Annotated in this window: 16 protein-coding genes; all 16 read left to right on the top strand. The window is 47.0% G+C overall.

Annotated features, from left to right (window positions below; genetic code table 11):
* Positions 1–70: 70 nt before the first annotated feature.
* The 16 genes from R2K26_RS12365 to R2K26_RS12290 all read left to right on the top strand — a co-directional run bounded on the left by R2K26_RS12365 (position 71) and on the right by R2K26_RS12290 (position 19,781).
* Complete coding sequence (locus R2K26_RS12365; RefSeq protein WP_316521843.1) at positions 71–4,267, top strand: SpaA isopeptide-forming pilin-related protein; 4,197 nt, start codon at positions 71–73, stop codon at positions 4,265–4,267.
* Positions 4,268–4,432: 165 nt separating this feature from the next.
* Complete coding sequence (locus R2K26_RS12360; RefSeq protein WP_032521095.1) at positions 4,433–4,735, top strand: hypothetical protein; 303 nt, start codon at positions 4,433–4,435, stop codon at positions 4,733–4,735.
* An 8-nt stretch (positions 4,736–4,743) separates the two neighbouring features.
* Complete coding sequence (locus R2K26_RS12355; RefSeq protein WP_079275717.1) at positions 4,744–5,013, top strand: hypothetical protein; 270 nt, start codon at positions 4,744–4,746, stop codon at positions 5,011–5,013.
* Complete coding sequence (locus tag R2K26_RS12350; protein ID WP_316522066.1) at positions 5,003–5,149, top strand: hypothetical protein; 147 nt, start codon at positions 5,003–5,005, stop codon at positions 5,147–5,149. The genes R2K26_RS12355 and R2K26_RS12350 overlap by 11 nt, the downstream gene beginning before the upstream one ends.
* Positions 5,142–5,744: a hypothetical protein gene (locus R2K26_RS12345; protein WP_117705407.1), complete on the top strand. Its 603-nt coding sequence runs from the start codon at positions 5,142–5,144 to the stop codon at positions 5,742–5,744. The genes R2K26_RS12350 and R2K26_RS12345 overlap by 8 nt, the downstream gene beginning before the upstream one ends.
* Before the next feature lies 1 nt (position 5,745).
* Positions 5,746–6,444, top strand: a complete 699-nt coding sequence (locus R2K26_RS12340; protein ID WP_117705406.1) for a hypothetical protein — start codon at positions 5,746–5,748, stop codon at positions 6,442–6,444.
* 12 nt (positions 6,445–6,456) lie between these two features.
* Positions 6,457–6,663 carry a hypothetical protein gene (locus R2K26_RS12335; RefSeq protein WP_032521093.1) on the top strand — a complete coding sequence of 69 codons (207 nt, stop codon included), beginning with the start codon at positions 6,457–6,459 and terminating at the stop codon, positions 6,661–6,663.
* On the top strand, positions 6,660–7,118 hold the full coding sequence (locus R2K26_RS12330; RefSeq protein ID WP_117705405.1) for a hypothetical protein: 459 nt from the start codon (positions 6,660–6,662) through the stop codon (positions 7,116–7,118). Before R2K26_RS12335 ends, R2K26_RS12330 begins: the two co-directional genes overlap by 4 nt.
* Before the next feature lie 853 nt (positions 7,119–7,971).
* Entirely contained in the window at positions 7,972–8,325 is a 354-nt protein-coding gene (locus R2K26_RS12325) for a TnpV protein (protein WP_087375893.1), read from the top strand.
* On the top strand, positions 8,253–15,335 hold the full coding sequence (locus R2K26_RS12320; RefSeq protein WP_316521824.1) for an LPD25 domain-containing protein: 7,083 nt from the start codon (positions 8,253–8,255) through the stop codon (positions 15,333–15,335). The genes R2K26_RS12325 and R2K26_RS12320 overlap by 73 nt, the downstream gene beginning before the upstream one ends.
* 75 nt (positions 15,336–15,410) lie before the next feature.
* Positions 15,411–15,737 carry a DUF6664 family protein gene (locus tag R2K26_RS12315; protein ID WP_117705403.1) on the top strand — a complete coding sequence of 109 codons (327 nt, stop codon included), beginning with the start codon at positions 15,411–15,413 and terminating at the stop codon, positions 15,735–15,737.
* Between the two features lie 106 nt (positions 15,738–15,843).
* Positions 15,844–16,827, top strand: coding sequence for a DUF3991 and TOPRIM domain-containing protein (locus R2K26_RS12310; protein ID WP_117705402.1), 984 nt, complete (start codon positions 15,844–15,846; stop codon positions 16,825–16,827).
* A gap of 74 nt (positions 16,828–16,901) precedes the next feature.
* The gene (locus R2K26_RS12305; protein ID WP_117602805.1) at positions 16,902–17,195 is read left to right on the top strand and encodes a hypothetical protein; all 294 of its coding nucleotides are present in this window, start codon (positions 16,902–16,904) and stop codon (positions 17,193–17,195) included.
* A 90-nt stretch (positions 17,196–17,285) separates the two neighbouring features.
* Entirely contained in the window at positions 17,286–17,615 is a 330-nt protein-coding gene (locus tag R2K26_RS12300; protein WP_117705401.1) for a plasmid mobilization protein, read from the top strand.
* The gene (locus tag R2K26_RS12295) at positions 17,615–19,024 is read left to right on the top strand and encodes a relaxase/mobilization nuclease domain-containing protein (protein WP_117705400.1); all 1,410 of its coding nucleotides are present in this window, start codon (positions 17,615–17,617) and stop codon (positions 19,022–19,024) included. The genes R2K26_RS12300 and R2K26_RS12295 overlap by 1 nt, the downstream gene beginning before the upstream one ends.
* A complete protein-coding gene (locus R2K26_RS12290) occupies positions 18,966–19,781 on the top strand; it encodes a PcfB family protein (RefSeq protein ID WP_117705399.1) in 816 nt (271 codons plus the stop codon). The genes R2K26_RS12295 and R2K26_RS12290 overlap by 59 nt, the downstream gene beginning before the upstream one ends.
* The last annotated feature ends 4 nt before the right edge of the window (positions 19,782–19,785 follow it).

The raw sequence follows: 19,785 nt of genomic DNA, 5'->3' as shown, positions 1-19,785 counted from the left end.
CTTTTCCCTCTGTTCAAAGACAGAGGGATTTTTTTATGCCCAAAATCAAGAAAGGACGGTTTAACAGCCTATGAAAACTAAGTTTACAAAGAAAGGCAGGCGTATCCTGTCGGCGGCTCTCTGCTTGCTGATGATGATAACAGCTCTGCCGATGTCCGCCTTTGCGTGGACGAGCGAGGAAGGTAAAAGCTGCACATCTTCCTTTGGCGATTACTATGTCGGCTCTGACGGCGAGTATTACCGAAGCAAAGCGACCTATTCCTTTATCGTTTATGACAGTAAAGGCAACATTACCGTGCAAAGCATTAACGCAGGTAATGCCAAGCGAAAATATCTGATGACAGATAATAGCGGAACACATCAGGTTTACTGCGTGGAGTCTGGCGTTGATTTCAACACGGGCAATTCCTATGTGTCCAAAAGCGGAAAGAACAGCTCGTATTTTCAAAACCTGCCGACTGACGCTCAGTTCGGTATTATGATGGCTTTGATGTACGGCTGGCACGAGGGTAAATCCTCTCCCGTTGCAGGCACAAATGTAGATGATTATGCTTTTGCGACCCAGACAATTATCTGGGAATATCAGCAGCAGCTCCGCACAAGCCCCTCAAACCGCCAGAGTGCAAACGGGATTGACGGGGACACTTACTACTATTCCCTGAAAGGCAGACCCGCCGAGAAATGCTACAACTGGATTTTGTCGCAGATGTCAAAACACTATACCATTCCGAGCTTTGCAGCAAGAAGCCAGAGCAATGCGGACACCTACACTCTCAAATACAATCCCGATACAAAGAAATACAGCCTGACGCTTGAGGATACCAACAACACATTGTCCGATATTAAGTTTTCCGCAAGCGGTATTTCCGTAACAAGAAGCGGCAACAAATATACTTTTACGAGCGATAAGATGATTACTTCTCCCGTAACAGTATCGGCACAGAAAAATGTCAATCTCGATTGCGGAGAAATGCTTATCTGGGGCTGTGTTGGTAAACAGACAATGGTTTCTGGAGCTTCCGACCCCGTATATTTCTATCTTAAAATCGACACAGAAACCTACGGCACAGGGCAGATTAAAAAGACCTCTGAGGACGGTGTTGTGTCTGGCATTAGCTTCAATATTTCTGGAAACGGTGTAAATAAAACCGTTATCACAGGCGCAGACGGTACGGTAGATGTTCAGCTAATGCCGGGGGTTTACACCGTCACAGAGCAGTCCATTGACCGATACGAGCCGCAGAGCGTTCAAAGGGTAACGATTGTAAGCGGTCATACTGCTACCGTAACCTTTAACAACACCTTGAAGCGTGGCAGTCTGGAGATTATCAAAAACTCTGAGGACAATCTTGTGGAGGGTGTGAAGTTCCACCTTTATGGCACATCTCTTAGCGGCTTGCCCGTTGATGAGTATGCTGTTACCGATGAAAACGGTGTGGCAAGATTTGAAAATGTCCTAATCAGCGGCGAAACACCTTACACCGTAGAGGAAGTAGATACGGCTATTCGCTATGTTGTTCCCGAAAGCCAGACAGCTCCTATTGAATGGGAAAAGGTTACAAGCCGCAGCTTTACGAACATTCTCAAAAAGTTCAATGTGACCGTGACGAAATCCGATGCGGAAACAGGCACGGCACAGGGCGACGCTTCTCTTGCAGGTGCAGTTTACGGCATTTATAAAGGCGAAGAACTGATTGACACCTACACTACGGACGAGAACGGGCAGTTTACAACAGACTATTATATCTGTGATGATGATTGGACTATCCGAGAAATCAGCCCGTCTGAGGGTTATCTGCTCGATACTACAATTCATCATATCGGCGCAGAGCCAGAGCTTTATACCGTAGAGCGCAACAGTACCGCAAACGATGTGACTGAGCAGATTATCAAGGGCAATATCGCCATTATCAAGCACACCGATGACGGAGAAACCCAGATTGAAACACCCGAAACGGGAGCAACCTTTGAGGTCTATTTGAAAGCCGCAGGCAGCTATGACGCCGCAAAGGAAACCGAGCGAGATATACTCACCTGTGATGAAAACGGCTTTGCTCAAACAAAGGATATGCCTTACGGTGTTTATGTCGTGGAGCAGACCTCTGGGTGGGAAGGTCGAGAGCTGATGAAGCCTTTTGAGGTATTTATCAGCAAGGACGGTCAGACCTACCGCTATCTTATCAATAACGCTAATTTTGAAAGCTATATCAAAATCGTAAAGAAAGATGCGGAAACAGGTGCTACCATTCCGTATACAGGCGCAGGCTTCCAGATTTACGACCCCAACGGTGAGCTTGTGACAATGACTTTCACTTATCCCGAAGTGACGACCATTGACACCTTTTATACCACAGCAGACGGTTATCTCATTACGCCGCAGACTTTGGAATACGGCACAGGATACTCAATCGTGGAAGTGCAGGCTCCGTATGGCTATGTTCTGAACTCCGAGCCTGTCTATTTTGATGTAACGCAGGACGGCTCTGCCGAAGAAAGCGGCATTACGGTCATTGAGGTAGTTCGCTCCAATATGGCGCAGAAAGGCACAATTACCGTTTCTAAGTCTGGTGAGGTGTTCACTTCCGTTTCTGAGAATAATGGAATGTATCAGCCCGTATTTGCAGTACAGGGGCTTGAAGGTGCGGTTTATGAGATTACCGCCGCCGAGGATATTTATACTCTGGACGGAACGCTGAGAGCTTCTAAGGGAGAGGTTGTTGACACTATTACCACAGGCACGGACGGAACTGCAAAATCCAAAGAGCTGTATCTGGGCAAATATGAGGTCAAGGAAATCACAGCTCCTTACGGAATGGTGCTGAATGACGAAATTCACGCTGTCGAGCTTGTGTATGCAGGTCAGAATATTGCTGTTACCGAAACCGAAACGAGCTTTTACAATGAAAGGCAGCGTGTGGAAATTGACCTTGTAAAGAGCCTTGAAACAGACGAAGCCTATGGTGTTGGCAATAATGGCGAAATCTTTGATGTAACCTTTGGATTGTATGCAGAAACAGACCTTACCGCCGCAGACGGTACGGTTATCCCCGCCGATGGTCTGATTGAGATTATTTCTCTGGACGAAAACGGCAAAGGCACGGTCAATAGTGACCTTCCGTTCGGCAGCTACTATGTAAAAGAGCTGTCAACCAATTCCGCTTATGTGCTGAATGAGCAGAAATACCCTGTCCATTTTGAGTACGCAGGTCAGGACACGGCGGTTGTTCATCTTTCCGCAAATGACGGCGAAGCCATTGAGAATGAAATCATTTACGGCTCGGTAAGCGGTCTGAAATCCGATGAGGACGGAAAGGCTCTGGGCGGTGCGGTCATCGGTATCTTTAAGACAGGTACAGAGGAGTTTACGAAAGAAAATGCTATCCAGACTACCACATCAGCCGATGATGGTAGTTTTTCTTTTGAAAAAGTACCGTATGGCACTTGGGTAATTCGTGAAATTGAAAGTCCCACAGGTTTTGTACTCTCCGAGGAAGAAATCGCCGTAACTGTCGGCAAAGTTGATGAGGTCGTGGAAATCGAGCTTGTGAACTACTTTATCAAGGGGAATATTGAACTGACTAAGGTTGACGCAGATTATCCCGACAATAAGCTCACAGGTGCGGTCTTTGAGGTGTATGCCGATACAAACGGCAACGGCGAATTTGATAAAGACGATAAGCTGTGCGGCGAAATGACTGAGCTTGAGGGCGGCGTTTATCAAATGACCGAGCTGCGCTACGGCAAGTATTTCGTCCGTGAAAAAACAGCTCCAGACGGCTTTGTGCTTGATGATGGCGTGTACGGAGTTTCCATCGAGGAAAACGGCAAGACCTATACCGTAGAAAACAAAGCAGGCGTTGGCTTTATCAATGACGCACAGAAAGGCTCTCTCAAAATCGTAAAGACTTCCTCTGACGGTAAAGTTGAGGGCTTCTCTTTCCGTGTGACAAGTGCTGACGGCTACGACCAGAATTTTAAGACAGACAAGAATGGAGAAATCTTTATTGAGGGCTTGCGTATCGGTGAATACACCGTGTCCGAAGTCAGCGACTCGGCTTCCGCAGGATATATCCTTCCTGCCGACAAACAGGCAACCGTCAAAACAGACTCTACTACGATTGTTGAAATGCACAACGAGTTCAGGGATACGCCAAAAACAGGCGATGACTTTAATCTGGGCTTGTGGGTAAGCCTTGCGGCTGCTTCCGTTATCGGTGCAGGCGTTCTCGGCTTTGTCGGCTTCAAGAAAAAGAAAAAGGAGGACTGATTTATGGACGCTAAAACCATTATCGCCATTGTGCTTGTAGTGTTTATCGTCGGTGCGGCAATATGGCTTAATATCCGAAACAGAAAGAAGAAATAACCCGATATGACAGGAAAGAGGGCGGCTTATGTTGATAAGCCGCCCTCTTTCCATATATGGAGGCAATCTATGAAAAATCTGAAAACCATTGAAGCTAAGGTAAAGGCTATTCTGCAAAAGAACGAGGACGCAAGAAACGATGATATGACCCTCTATCTGATTGTGTGCAACACCTACTTGAAAGGTGCAGGTGCAATGCCCTTTGCGGAAGTAATGGAACAGTATAAATATCTCGGTCTGCCGAGCTTTGAGAGCGTGGGAAGAACACGCCGTAAGCTGCAAGCAAAATATCCAGAGCTTGCGGGGAACGCCCGTGTAAGGCGGCTCCGTGCCGAAGGCGAAAAGGCATACCGCAAATACGCTAAGGAATGAGGTGTGAAATGGAAGAAAAACGCATAAACGGCGGTTATGAAATCATCGAAAGCTGTACTATCGGGAACAACGAGCTTGTCATCGGTCATAACGCCAAAGCCCCCAACCCGTATGTGTGTTGGTACTGCAAGGACGGCTCGGATTATTTTTGGGGATATTACTGCAATCAGTTATCGGAAGCGAGGGAAAAGCTGAATGAACGCTACCAAAGAGAGTGCTGTATGCCCTACAACCAGCCCGATAAAAAACAGAAAAGCCGTGATGACCGTGAGCGATAAACGAAAATATGACTGCACGACCTGTCCTTATCCCCGATATAAGGACGGGTCTGTTATTTTCTGCGATGTCTGTATCCGCAGGATTTTAGACGAGCAGAAAGAGGAAAAGAAACGAAAGGAGCAATCGAATGAGTGAAGAAAAACGAATGCTCGGCAATTATGAGGTCGTGAACAGCATTTATATTGGCGACAAAGAGGTTGTTTTCGGTGTAGATAAAAGCGATAAATACCCTTTCCTTGTAAGCTACTGCGACTACCATAATCCGTTTGGTGTGCCGTGGGCAACAGAAAGCGTTGGTTGTGACGATTATCTGGAAGCTATGGGGATTTTCATTCAGCGAGTACAGTCCCAGATAGAGCAAACCAAATCCGAATTATCCAAATTCGCTTTTGACAATACCGTGTTCACGAAAGACCATTGTATTCCCGACAAACGCAGCAGCAGTATTGTCGGCAAGGTTGTCGTTATCAATGCAGAGCCGAAACGGTATGAATATCAGCACCCTGCTTTTCAGCTCGTTTTGGCGGACGGCGGCAATGGAGCAACAGGCGGCAGAGGTAACGCTGTCTTTGGTACTTGCCTTGCCACAGGCGAAAAATCCAGATGGGAACGGTACGATGTGTTAGGAGAAATCAAGCCCGAATGTATGCCTGATTGGGCAAAGGAAGCTCTTGCAAAAATCAAGGAGCAGCAGAAAGAGAAAAAACAGAAAAATCGGGAGGAACGCTGATATGGAGATACGAGCCTTAACCCCTGCCGAACAGAAATACACCTACGCTCAAAGTATGCAGCTTGAGGGACAGACAAGTAATATCGGACACTTGCGTGGAGATTTTGCATCTTCTGGATATGGCTTTTACACTACTTGGTTTGATACAAGACCGCAATGGAAAACGGACGAGTTTAAGAAAGAGCTTGACGAGGTTATCAATTCGCTTCGTGAGGACAAGGGACTTTTGCACAACCGCTATGATATGAGTGCGTTTGCAAAGCATTATCCCGAAAGCGCATTTGCAGGAAGCTATTGCACCGAGTACGGTTTCCGTGTGGATACGGAAAAACACGCCTTTCTGTTTCGGTGCAATCCGACTAAGGGCGATTACAATTTTTACTGCTATTGCTTTGTGAAAGAATGGCTTGATAAGCATATCCAAAAAGCTGAACAGGGTATCCGATTTATCGACCCAAATTACAAAGAGCTGTTTCGTATCCCAGACGGCGGCAAAATCATCATCACATCATCGTGGGGAGAAAAAACCGAACGCCCCTGCCGTTTTATTGACGAGTATCATACCGAGATTGGAAATAACATTTTCCATATCTGCGAGTTTGCCGAGCGTATGGAACAAAACGGAGCGACCTATGAGCCAAAGCCCACAGAGCCGCAGACGGTAACAAAAGCCCCAAAGCATAAAGATTTAGAACGATAGGAGGTTTTGAAAATGGCACTCAACCAAAAGGCAATCAAGGTGCTTGGTAAGGTCTTTGAAGCAGGCTTTACTGATGAAAAGTCGATTGCCGCTATGACAATGGACGATATTCTTGCGATACAGGGTATCACCATAGCCGACATCGGTATTATCAATGAGCTGCAAAAGAGTATCAAGGCAAATAAGGTCATTTCCTTTTTCGGGGGTAATGCTGAATGAGTACAGAGCTTATCAACCGTATTACAGTAAAGAAAGACGGTGTATATCTGTCCTCACACAGTTCAAATGATACCGCCCCCTTTCACTCTTGGCGGTGTAAAAGCCTTTCGGAAATCTATGCCGCCGAGGGACAGGCAGGACTTGACCGAGAAATCGTTTGTATGCTGTATGAATACGCACAGCTCCGTGGCAGTCATAAAAGCCTTGACCGTTATCGCTATGCGATTGAAAGTCCTGCTGCTCACGCCATCTATAAAAAATATACCGACCAAATTGACGACAAATACGAACAGATGGACAAAGCAGATAAGGACAGCGTATGGTACAAGCCGACAGAAAAGGCAAAGGAATATCGAGCCTTTGAGCGTGAAATGCGTAACAAAATGTATGCTGAGATTGCCGAGCGATGCGGCGAGTATGACCGCAAACACAAAAACCGAGATTTAGAACGATAAGGAGGTGTGTAAAGAATGGCTGCGAAGTATCAGCTAATTACAGAGCTGTATCGGCGCACAGGCGTGGCGGTTGCTAAAAATCCGCAGGCGTGGCAGAGCTTTTTGTCTGCCGCTTGCCGCAACTATAAATGCCGATTTGATGAACAGCTCTTGATTTACGCTCAACGCCCTGACGCTGTTGCGGTAGCACAGCTTGAAACTTGGAACAAGCAGTTTAAGCGTTGGGTAAATAAAGACAGCAAAGGCATTGCGGTGTTCGACCCGAAAGGTCGTAGGAACACGCTGAAATACTATTTTGATATATCCGATACGCACGAGGGTTATTACGGCAGCCGCCCTGTTCCGATATGGCAGATGAGTGAGCGATACGAGCAGGCAGTTATTGAACGGCTTTCCGACAGATTTGGCGATGTGGAAAGCACCGACCTTGCTTCGGTGCTGATGGAAACGGCAAAAAACGCAGTTGAGGATAATTTGCAGGATTATATGCCGCAGCTCAAATCCTGTACGCAGGATAGTTTGTTAGAGGGTCTTGACGAATATAATATCGAGGTCATTTACCGACAGCTTGCGGTCAACAGCGTAGCATATATGCTGATGAGCCGTTGCGGTGTTGATACCGAAGCGGTATTTGAGCGTGAGGATTTTGCGGAAATCATTAACTTTAATACTCCTGCCACTATCAACGCTCTCGGTATTGCTACAAGCGATATTTCTGAAATGGCACTCAGAGAAATCTCTCAGACTATCCGAGATGTGCAAATTGCGGAGAAAAGTCAAAATCGCACCTTTGCGCCGCAATCTCAAACACGCTATGATGTAGGCAGAGAACAAGCCGAAAGGAGTAATCATAATGAGCGAAATCACATACACCAAACAAGGGGATTATCTTATTCCCGACCTAACATTACCGACAGAGCCAGAAATTCAGCTTGGCAGATACGCTTTGATGCACAGGGATTATCTGGAGCAGCACAAACGAGTGACCTACCTCAACCTGCTGACATCGGGCGAGCTGAACAAACATCTTTACGAGGTGGAACAGACGGCTCTCACGAGGTTGGAGCTTCTGACAAAACAGCTTTGCAAGGAGCAGGGCGTGACGGAGGAACTGAAGGAAAAAGCACCGATGCAATGGGTCGGGCTGATGAACAATATCCGCAGTCAAGCGGAGGAAACGATACTGAACGAGCTGATTTACAGCTAAATGTCGCTGATGAACAGCAGGTCACAGTTAATCTCCCCACCGTAGAAGAACAGATTGAAATGTTAGCTGAAGCAGAGGACGAAAAATCCTCTGCTTTTGTTATTTCTCAGGAAGATATTAACTCTGTTCTCCAAAGAGGAAGCGGATTTCAGAATGGTAAATACCGTATCTACCGTCAGTTTCAAAAGAATGAGGACAGCAAAGGCAATATTGATTTTCTCAAAAAAGAGTACGGCACAGGCGGCGGTACGCACTATTTCCCAGACGGTATGCAGGGACACACTTGGCACGACGGGAAAGGCATTGCGATTGAAAAGTACGGCTCATCTGCAAACCCCGACCTTGTTCTTTCTTGGGCAAAGGTAGAAAAACGGCTGCGTGAGCTGATAAAGAATGACCGCTACCTGAATGAAAAGGAAAAAGACCATTACGCCGATTATCTCGAAAGCGAGGAAGCTCCGCAGTACGAAATCGACACGCAAAGGAAAATGGCAAGGCAGCGTTTCATTGACGCAAACCGTGACCTTCCGCCTGCCGATAAGAGAGATACCCTTGCTTTGCGGCTGTCCGATTTTATCCGTGATTTAGACGGTTATGAGAAAGACCTGCTTGAAAATGTGGAGCGTACCGACCTTGCAGATGTGACCGCCGAACAAATGGAACAGCATTTAGGCGACCCCGCTACTGTCCAGCAGCTCATTGATTTTCTTGCTTTGGTACAGGGAAAGACCGCCGATGTTTACAGCCGCAGCAATGCGTGGCGGTTTTCACAGGAACTTATGGAGCTGTATCCTCTCCGCTATGTCTATCACGAGGACGATGTTGTATATATCGGGGCAGACAAATATGAGATTGCGGCGTTTGACGAAAACGCTGTTTCTCTGCGTAATCCTGACTTTCCATTGTTCGGAAAGGAACTCAGCCGAGCTGATTTTGAGGAAAAGTTAAAGGAAAACCCTGCTAACGACCACTTGAAAGTAGTCGTTACCGAAAAGCAGAGTGTTCAGACACCGTCCGAAGAAAAGCCAGACGGCATAAAGTTCTCTATCGGATTTTCGGAACACCCCGCCTTTTATGACAGGCAGTTTAATGACCGATATACCGATTTGAGCTTTGCTCTGGGTAACTATCTTCTCGGCGTTCTGGACGAAAGGCAGCATCGAGAGCGTGAAAGCAAGGATAATGTCGGTTGGTATCATAAGACCGATTTTGAGATTACCGCTACTATCGGCGGCGAAGATTTCCATTATGAAGGACGGTTTGATATTGGCGACGGCGAGGGCGACCTTATCTCCCATATCAAAAACTTTTACGGATACTCTCTGTCCCCGAATTGCCCGTTTATTCCCGAATGGAAGAAACAGGGCGAGGATTATTACCGTGAACAAATAGAAAGCCTGCAATGGGGACGAGATGTGTTTGTACCATATCTGGAGCAGCATAAAACGCTCACCCCAGAGGACGAAAAGCTCTATGCGGAGATTATGGCAACGGAAAGCGATTGGTTTGTCCCTGTTGAGGATAAACAGCAGGCTTCTGATTTGCAGCCGCAGATTGTCGCTTATTATAAATCCGATGACGAAAATATTGTCATTGTGCAGGCTTCCAACGGAAAATATTTTAATCACTACGGCTACGATGAGGACAGCAACAACTTTGCTTCTGCGGCAGGCGGCTTTGATACCTTTGAAGAAGCCGAGCAAACCTTATACGCTCACCGCCCGACAGCCATAGATATAACAGAGGAAAAGCAAACTCCGCATTATACCGTAGAACTGACTTCCGATGCCTTTGCCGACCCGTTTATCATACGGGATAACACCGTACCATACGGAGAGGACGGGCAATATTACGATGTGGACGGTATTTACCAGACCTTTGAAACCGAGGAAGAAGCACAGGAATATGCCGACACCTTGAATAGTGCCGAAAATATCGTCAAGCTGTTCGCTCAGAAAGATGAGGAACGAAGCCAGCAGGAACAGCCCGATATACAGGATAACTCTGACCTCATCGGTAAGGAAATCCTTATTGATAACCGCCGCTATGTCATTGAAAGTATCAGCGAAATAAGCGGCGATGTGTCAATGCGGGATATGACCTTTGCAAATGCCGTAGGCTTTCCCATAAACCGTGTTGAGAAAATCGGCTATATCCGCAGTCTGCTCAGTAAGGCACAGGAAGAAAAACAACCCGAAAAGGCTGTATCTCCTGTCCCTGCTCCTTCAGAGCCACGGCACAATTACCGCATTACCGAGGATACTTTGGGTGTCGGCGGCGCAAAAGAAAAGTTCCGTAATAATATGGCGGCTATCAATCTCTTGCACGAGTTGGAGCTTGAAAACCGACTTGCCACACCCGAAGAACAGGAAATCCTTTCAAAGTATGTCGGTTGGGGCGGTCTGTCTATGGCATTTGATGAAAACAATGCGGCGTGGGCTGATGAGTTCAAAGAGCTGTATGCAAGTCTTTCCCCAGAAGAATACCGTGCGGCAATGGAGTCCACCCTGACAGCATTTTATACGCCGCCTGTTGTAATCAAAGGTATGTATGAAGCTCTTGAGCGTTTGGGATTTTCCGAGGGCAGTATTTTAGAGCCGTCCTGCGGAACGGGCAATTTCTTCGGACTGCTCCCCGATACGATGGCAGGCTCAAAGCTCCACGGTGTAGAAATCGACCCTCTTACGGGAAAAATCGCAAAGCAGCTCTATCAGAAAGCCAATATTGCCGTGCAGGGTTTTGAAGAAACAAAGCTCCCAGACGACCACTTTGATGTGGTTATCGGCAATGTGCCGTTTGGCGATTTTAAGGTCAACGACAGCCGTTACAACGCCCAGAAGTTCCTTATTCACGATTATTTTTTCGCAAAGGCTCTTGATAAAGTTCGTGCAGGCGGTGTTATTGCGTTCATTACCTCTAAGGGAACAATGGATAAGGCAAGCCCCGAAATACGCAAGTATATTGCGCAGAGAGCCGAGCTGCTCGGAGCTATCCGACTGCCTGATAACACTTTCCGAGCAAACGCAGGCACAGAGGTTACGAGCGACATTCTCTTTTTGCAGAAGCGTGACCGAGTGATTGACGCAGAGCCAGATTGGGTACACCTTGATACCGATGAGAACGGTATTACGATGAACAGCTATTTTGTGCAGCACCCAGAGATGATTTTAGGCGAGATGAAAATGGAAAGCACACGCTTTGGTTTTGACTCCGCCTGCAAAGCCTATCAGGATATACCTTTGTCGGAGCTGCTTCATAACGCTGTTCAGAACATTCAGGGAGAAATCCCAGAGTACGAAAACGAGCTTGATGAAATCTCTGACGGGCAGGACGCTTCTATTCCCGCCGACCCGAATGTGCGAAACTTCTCGTATGCGTTGGTGGACGGCAAGGTTTATTTCAGAGAAGATGACCGTATGACCCCTGCGGCGGCGTCTGTTACCGCAGAAAACCGTATCAAGGGACTTATCCAAATCCGTGATTGCGTGAGAAAGCTCATAGAGTATCAGACCGAGGATTACCCAGATGATTTGATACACACCGAACAGGAAAACCTAAACCGTTTGTATGACAGCTTTACGAAGCAGTACGGACTAATCAACAACCGAGGAAACTATCTCGCTTTTGCATCGGACGAGAGTTACTTCCTTTTGTGTTCTCTGGAGGTGCTTGACGATGAGGGTAATTTCAAAAGAAAAGCGGATATGTTCACGAAAAGGACGATAAAGCCTCACCGTGAAATCACTTCCGTTGAAACTGCAAGCGAAGCTCTTGCCTTGTCTATCGGTGAAAAAGCCCGTGTTGACCTGCCCTATATGGAACAGCTTACAGGCAAACCGAAAGAAAAAATCATTAAGGACTTGCAAGGCGTTATCTTCCGTATCCCCGCAACCGAGCCTGCTCAGTATGTAACTGCCGATGAGTATTTGTCTGGCAATGTAAGAGCCAAACTCATAACCGCCGAAGCCGCAGCAAAAGAAAATCCAGAGTTTGCGGTCAACGCACAAGCCTTAAAGCAGGTCATACCGCAAGACCTGTCGGCGGCTGAAATCTCTGTCCGTCTGGGTACGACTTGGATACCGCAGGAGGATATTCAAAGGTTTGTAATGGAGCTTTTAACTCCGTCAAGCTATGCACAAAGCCGTATCAGGGTAAGATATACCCCGATTAACGGCGATTGGTTTATTGAGAATAAGAGTTCCGATTACGGAAATGTAAAGGCGGACAGCACCTACGGTACAAAGAGGGCTTCCGCCTATCGTATTATTGAGGATACTCTAAATCTCCGTGATACCCGTATTTTTGATTATGTGTATGACGAGAACGGAAACAAAAAAGCCGTATTCAACGCAAAGGAAACCACGGCGGCACAGGCAAAACAGGAAGCAATCAAACAGGCGTTTCAGGATTGGATATGGAAAGACCCAGAACGGAGAAACCGCCTTGTCAGGTATTACAATGACACTTTTAATTCCGTCCGTCCCCGTGAGTACGATGGAAGTCATATTACTTTCGGCGGCATCAGCCCAGAAATCACCCTAAGACCGCACCAAGTAAACGCTATCGCTCATATCCTCTATGGCGGCAATACTCTCCTTGCCCATAAGGTGGGTGCGGGAAAGACCTTTGAAATGGTAGCCGCCGCACAGGAAAGCAAGCGGCTCGGACTTTGCAATAAAGCGATGTTCGTTGTTCCAAATCATCTTGTCGGTCAATGGGCTTCTGAGTATCTGCGTCTGTATCCGAGCGCCAATATCCTTGTGACACGAAAGCAGGATTTTGAAACGGGAAACCGCAAAAAGTTCTGTTCCCGCATTGCCACAGGCGATTATGATGCGGTCATTATCGGGCATAGTCAGTTTGAAAAAATCCCGATGAGCATTGAACGGCAACGGGAACAGCTCGAACAGCAGCTCGATGATATTGAGCGTGGTATTGATGATGTGCAGGCAAGCAAAGGAGAACAGTTCACGGTCAAGCAGCTTATGAAAACCCGAAAAGGGATAAAAGCAAAGCTCGACAAGCTCAACGATACCAAGCGCAAGGACACGGTAATCGACTTTGAACAGCTCGGCATTGACAGGCTCTTTATTGATGAGAGCCATTTTTACAAGAACTTGTATCTCTACACGAAAATGCGGAATGTCGGCGGAATTGCCCAGACCGAAGCTCAAAAATCAAGCGACCTGTTTATGAAATGCCGTTATCTGGACGAAATCACAGGCAACCGAGGGACAATATTCGCAACGGGTACGCCTATCAGCAATTCAATGGTAGAGCTGTATTCTGTTCAACGGTATTTGCAGTATGATACCTTACTGCGAAACGGCTTGCAGCATTTTGACAGTTGGGCGTCTACCTTTGGAGAAACCGTGACTGCTCTGGAGCTTGCCCCAGAGGGTACAAACTACCGAGCTAAGACACGCTTTGCCAAGTTTTTTAATCTGCCAGAGCTGATGTTGATGTTCCGTGAGGTGGCGGATATACAGACCGCCGATATGTTAAAACTCCCCGTGCCGAAAGTAAATTACCATAATATCAAGACCAAGCCGAGCGAGATACAGACCGAAATGGTAGCTGCTCTTGCAAGCCGAGCAGAGAAAGTCAGGGCAAGGCTTGTAGAGCCGAATGTTGATAATATGCTCAAAATCACGAATGACGGGCGCAACCTTGCTCTTGACCAGAGAATGATTGACCCGATGCTGCCAGATGACCCGAACAGCAAGGTCAACGCCTGTATCGACAATGTGTACCGTATCTGGGAGGAATACGCCGACACAAAAGCTACGCAGCTTGTGTTTTGCGACCTCTCCACTCCGAAGAATAACGGCACATTTAACATCTACGATGATGTGCGTGAGAAATTGGTTGCCCGTGGTATCCCTGCCGAGCAGATACGATTTATCCACGAAGCGACCTCAGACGCACAGAAAAAAGAACTGTTCGCAAAGGTACGAAGCGGCGAAGTTCGTGTATTGTTAGGCTCTACCCCAAAAATGGGCGCAGGCACGAATGTTCAGGACAGGCTCATAGCCATTCACAATTTGGACTGTCCGTGGCGACCGAGCGACCTTGAACAACGACAAGGGCGTATTGAAAGACAGGGAAATATGTTCCCAGAGGTTGAGGTTTACCGCTATGTAACCGAGCAGACCTTTGACGCTTATCTCTATCAGTTGGTAGAAAGCAAACAGAAATTCATATCCCAGATAATGACGAGCAAAAGCCCTGTCCGTTCTGCCGAAGATGTGGACGAGGTTGCTTTGTCCTTTGCGGAGGTCAAAATGCTTGCTACAGGCGACGAGCGTTTTAAGGAAAAAATGGACTTAGACATTCAGGTTTCCAAGCTCAAGGTGCTGAAACAAAGCTATCTATCCGAGCATTACGACCTTGAGGACAGGATACTCAAACACTTCCCTCAGACCATTGCGGAGTATGAACAGCGTATTGTCTGCTACGAAGCCGACACAGCTCTTGCCGAACAGCACAGACCGCAGGGTGAGGAAAAGTTCTGTCCGATGACATTGCGTGGTATTAGCTACACCGAAAAAGCCGCCGCAGGTGAAATGCTCCTTGCGATTTGCAAGGAATATCCCTTGTCCGCACCTATCGAAATCGGCTCTTATCGTGGCTTCAAAATGGAGATTTTCTATGATACGGTGGGTACTCATTACTGCCTTAACCTCTGCGGGCAAGCAAAATACAAGGTGGAATTAGGCTCTGACCCTCTGGGAAACCTGACCCGAATTGAAAACGAGCTTGCCAAGCTCCCCGCACGGTTGGAAGCCGCACAGATTAAACTGACGGAAACTATCGAACAGCTTGAAACCGCAAAAGTCGAGGTACAAAAGCCTTTCACCTTTGAGGAAGAACTGAAAGAAAAGTCGGAACGGCTGAACGCTCTCAACATTGAGCTAAATCTGGATAAAAAAGACCCTGCCGTGCTTGACGCAGAGCCAGAAGAAGCCGGGGAACAGCCCGAAAGAAAATGTGCAAATCGTGAGAGATAATCAGATTTCCACATTTGTTAAGCTCTTTTTCGAGATGTATAATAGGGCTGTGAAATGAAATTCGGAGGTGGTTAGATGGCAAAGGATTTGAGCTTCAGCACATTTCTTGATGAATACGATACTGACTTTTTCGATTATCTCAGCAAAACAAGCACAGCTTGTCATTCCGAAACGAGGTATAAAGAGCTGACGGAAAAGATTAAAACACTCTATGAACAATATCCTAATGTGCGGAAAGTCCTTGATGTAGATAGACCCTGCGAGCTGTCTGCGGAAGAATGTACCGCTTTGAGTGAAGTGCTGAAATGCAAAAACGAAATAGCAAACTTAGAGCTGAAAGAGGTTTATTTCAAAGGCTGTATTGATTGCGTCAGCTACCTTAAAAAGCTAAGTATTCTCTAACCCATTGCGGCATTGGCGTGAAGCTGATGCCGCTTTTACATAGCCGAGAGGTTTTCTTAACGGAAAATCCCTCGGCTTTTTCTATTTCTGGAGGTGATTTTATTGAATGAGAAGTAACCGACCCTATGTGCAGCTTGACCCTGCCGTGATTGAGCAGGCACGGCAAATGGACTTGCTATCCTATCTGCAACGGTATGAGCCGAACAATCTAAAGCGTGTGGCAAGCAATGTGTATTGTACCAAAGAACACGACAGCTTGAAGATTTCCAACGGCAAATGGTATTGGTGGTCGAGAGGTTTCGGCGGCGTTTCTGCCCTTGATTATCTCATCAAGGTTAAGGAATACAGCTTTGTGGAAGCCGTAGAACTGCTTACGGGTATCACGGCGGATTGGAAGCCGCCGCCTGTCCTTGTTTCAAAAGACGAGCCGAAGGAACTGCTTTTACCACCGAAGAATAAGGACTGTAACCGAGTGACCGAGTACCTTTTCGGGCGTGGGATTGACCTTTCAATCATACAGGACTGTATTGCGGACGGTACAATTTTTGAAAGCTCCAAGTATCACAATGTCGTGTTTATCGGAAAGGACGAAAGCGGAACACCCAAGTATGCCGCCTACCGTGGCACAATGAGCAGTTCTTTTAAGGGGGACGCATCGGGCAGCGACAAGCGGTATTCGTTCCGACTTCTGGCAGACAAACCGAGTGATACCGTGCATTTATTTGAAGCCGCCATTGATTTACTGTCCTACGCCACCCATCTAAAGTGTGAGGGAAAGGACTATAAATCGGAAAATCTGCTCTCTCTTTCGGGTGTGTATCAGCCAAAAAAAGAGATAAAAGACAGCAAAATCCCCATAGCCCTAACCACCTTTTTGAAAGCAAATCCCCATATCAAGACTATTTTTCTGCATCTGGACAATGACAGAACGGGCAGGCTTTGTACCGCCGCCCTCAAAGAACTTTTGCAGAAATACTACAAAATCGTTGATGAGCCGCCGCCTGTCGGTAAGGACTTCAACGATTTTTTATTATCCTATCTGGGGATTGCAAGACCGATTTCAAGCCGTGAAAGGAGTGATGCCCGTTGATTGTCCGCAGATTTTGACCTGAAGAATAACACGACAAACAAAAAAATTAAATGTTGAAAGCGAGGAAATAACCATTGAAAAAGTATGATGTAACCCTGACTGCCCATTATGAAAAGACCATTTCTGTTTGTGCTGAAAGCGCAGAACAGGCAAAGGCAAAGACCGAAATTATCCTGTTCGATACCGACCTTATCAACTTTACCGATGAGGATTTTATCTGCGGTGAAGCCAAAATCAACGAGTCTTGCGAGGACGGTGCTGAAGATACCGACGAAGAAGAAGCGAACGAGGACGAATGTTGTTCGGACTGTCCGTACTTCTGTCCCGTGTGCGGAGAATGTATGTATGAGGACGAGTGCGACGAGTAATGTCTTACCAAGCACTGAATTTGGTTATCCAAATTCGCTTGTTAGGGGGCAACCCCTAATACCCCGCAGCAGAAAGAGAGGTGCAGCAAAATGCGAAAACGAAATGTGCAGATACTTTTCCGCTTGACTGAGGAAGAAGCCGAACAGCTCTACTCTCTCGTTAAAAAATCAGGCTGCTCAAAAGAAGCGTTCCTGAGAGGAATGGTAAAAGGCTATCGGCTCTGCGAAAAGCCTGACCCAGAGTTTTATAAAATGATGCGTGAGCTGTCTGCCATCGGCAACCGTATCAATCAGCTTGCGGCAAAAGCCAATGCTCTGAACTTTGTGGACGCTCCGATGCTGAAAGAGGAAGCGCAAAGGTGGCACGAGTTTCAAATCGCTGTCCGAAAAAAATATCTGCTTCCAAGAAAAGCACCGTAATGGCAGTCTGTGAAATATGGGATGTGCGTGGCAGGCTCGACCACCCCATAGATTATGCGGAAAATCCTGAAAAGACAGCTAACCCCAAATACACCGAAGCGGATTTGCAGGCTATGGTCGATGTAATGGAATATGCCACCAACAAGGATAAGACCGAGCAGCGTTATTTTGTCACAGGCGTAAACTGCGACCCGACCACCGCCAGAGATGAAATGATGATTGCAAAAGCGCAATGGAACGATGAAAGCGAGATTGTCTGCTATCACGGTTTCCAGAGCTTTAAGCACGGTGAGGTTACGCCAGAGCAGGCGCACGAGGTCGGTGTAAAACTTGCCCAAAAGATGTGGGGCGACAGATTTCAGGTTATCGTTGCCACTCACCTAAATACCGACTGTCTGCATAACCACTTTGTCGTAAACTCCGTATCCTTTACGGACGGCAAGCATTACCACGACAACAAAGCAAACCTGCGGCTTTTACGACAGCGTTCCGATGAGCTTTGCCGTGAATATGCCCTGTCCGTCATTGAACACCCAAGCGGAAGGAAAAAGCCATACGCTTTGTATCAGGCTGAGAAAAACGGTATGCCCACGAGGGATAATGTTACACGGCAGGCGGTGGACGAAGCTATCAGCAAGTCATTCACGCTGAAAGACTTTGACCGCATTATGGCTGAAATGGGATACCGTGTGAGCTTTGACCCAAACCGCAAATATTGGACGGTCATCGGTAAGGGGTGGAAACGCCCGAAGCGGCTGTATAAGCTCGGAGAAGAATATACCAACGAGAGGATTATGGAGCGTATCACAGAAAACTCCTACGCCGTAAAGTTCTCCAGATTTACCGAGCCGCAAAGGACGGTCAAGGTATTCCGTGTCAAAGGCTCTCTAACGGGGGCTAAAAAAATCGGTGGATTGCGGGGGCTGTATCTGCACTACTGTTACAAGCTCGGTATCCTGCCTAAAAATAAAAAACAGAATTACGCAAGGCTTCATTATCTTTTGAAAGACGACTTAATGAAAATGGAAGCTATCACACAGGAAACAAGGCTGCTATGCCGTAATCGCATTGATACGGTAGAGCAGCTCTTGTCATATAAAGGCTCTTTGGAAACGGAAAAAACCGACCTGCTTCAAAAGCGTAAGGAACTTTATTCTATCTCCCGCAAAACAGGCGGCGAAGAAAAGGAAGCAATACGGTCACAGCTTTCCGATTTATCCAAACGCCTGAGCGTTATACGAAAGGAGGTCAAGCTGTGCGAGAGTATCGAAGCCCGTAACGCTGCTCTCAAAGAAAAGTTATCCACCATACGGGCAGATGAAGAACAACAACGAAAGGAGCTGATGACGAATGAATACAAGCGGCGAAGCGGCAGAACAAATCGTCCGAATGAGCTTGGAAGGATTTGAGGTCGCAGCCAAAATCACAGGCGCAGGTGCGAAGAACATCGCCGTTCTCCTCTATTCCATTCTGAAAGAGGAAAAGAAAACAAAGGGCAAAGCAAGGCTTACCAATATGCTCCGTTCTGGCAAGGAACTGAAAGTCTTTACCGTAAAGAACGGCGACCTGAAAAAGTTTACGCAGGAAGCTAAAAAGTACGGCGTACTTTACTGCGTCCTTGCGGACAGAGGAAACAAAGACCCCAATGCGGAGGTCGATGTGATTGCCCGTGCGGAGGACGCATCGAAAATCAGCCGTATTGCGGAACGCTTCAAATTGGCGTCGGAAACCACCGCTTCTATTGTGACAGAAACCGAGAAATCCAAAGATGAAAAAACAGGTCAGCCAGAGCCCGACATCGGCGTACAGGAAAAAGCCGAGAAAGACAAGCTGCTCGATGAGCTTATGGGTAAGCCTATCCAAAAGGAGGAAAATGCTCAAAACCCCTCATTGGCAAAGACCGAAAAATCCCCTCAGTCCGAGCCTATCTCAGAGCAGCCAAAGAAGTCCGCAGAGGGGGCTACTATGACTAAGGAAGAAAAACCGTCTGTCAGAGAGGAACTGCGGAAAATCAAGGAGAGCCGAAAGGAACAGGAAGCGGATACTTCTTCTGCTTTGGAAAAAAGCTCTGCTTCTGACAGGGTGAAGAAGCAGCCCGCAGGCAAGACCGAGCATAAGCAGCCCCAGAGAAAGAAAAAGAAACCCAAATCTAAAGAAACGAGGTAAAACA

The organism is Neglectibacter sp. CSJ-5 (assembly GCF_032490475.1).
GTDB lineage: Bacteria > Bacillota > Clostridia > Oscillospirales > Acutalibacteraceae > Hominenteromicrobium > Hominenteromicrobium mulieris.
Note: the sequence above shows the minus strand (reverse complement) of the source record. Positions and strands in the feature narration are given on the sequence as shown.

Coding starts and splice junctions, on each gene's coding strand:
- R2K26_RS12365 (WP_316521843.1), top strand. CDS start 71: ATGAAAACTAAGTTTACAAAGAAAGGCAGGCGTATCCTGTCGGCGGCT.
- R2K26_RS12360 (WP_032521095.1), top strand. CDS start 4,433: ATGAAAAATCTGAAAACCATTGAAGCTAAGGTAAAGGCTATTCTGCAA.
- R2K26_RS12355 (WP_079275717.1), top strand. CDS start 4,744: ATGGAAGAAAAACGCATAAACGGCGGTTATGAAATCATCGAAAGCTGT.
- R2K26_RS12345 (WP_117705407.1), top strand. CDS start 5,142: ATGAGTGAAGAAAAACGAATGCTCGGCAATTATGAGGTCGTGAACAGC.
- R2K26_RS12340 (WP_117705406.1), top strand. CDS start 5,746: ATGGAGATACGAGCCTTAACCCCTGCCGAACAGAAATACACCTACGCT.
- R2K26_RS12335 (WP_032521093.1), top strand. CDS start 6,457: ATGGCACTCAACCAAAAGGCAATCAAGGTGCTTGGTAAGGTCTTTGAA.
- R2K26_RS12330 (WP_117705405.1), top strand. CDS start 6,660: ATGAGTACAGAGCTTATCAACCGTATTACAGTAAAGAAAGACGGTGTA.
- R2K26_RS12325 (WP_087375893.1), top strand. CDS start 7,972: ATGAGCGAAATCACATACACCAAACAAGGGGATTATCTTATTCCCGAC.
- R2K26_RS12320 (WP_316521824.1), top strand. CDS start 8,253: ATGGGTCGGGCTGATGAACAATATCCGCAGTCAAGCGGAGGAAACGAT.
- R2K26_RS12315 (WP_117705403.1), top strand. CDS start 15,411: ATGGCAAAGGATTTGAGCTTCAGCACATTTCTTGATGAATACGATACT.
- R2K26_RS12310 (WP_117705402.1), top strand. CDS start 15,844: ATGAGAAGTAACCGACCCTATGTGCAGCTTGACCCTGCCGTGATTGAG.
- R2K26_RS12300 (WP_117705401.1), top strand. CDS start 17,286: ATGCGAAAACGAAATGTGCAGATACTTTTCCGCTTGACTGAGGAAGAA.
- R2K26_RS12295 (WP_117705400.1), top strand. CDS start 17,615: ATGGCAGTCTGTGAAATATGGGATGTGCGTGGCAGGCTCGACCACCCC.
- R2K26_RS12290 (WP_117705399.1), top strand. CDS start 18,966: ATGAATACAAGCGGCGAAGCGGCAGAACAAATCGTCCGAATGAGCTTG.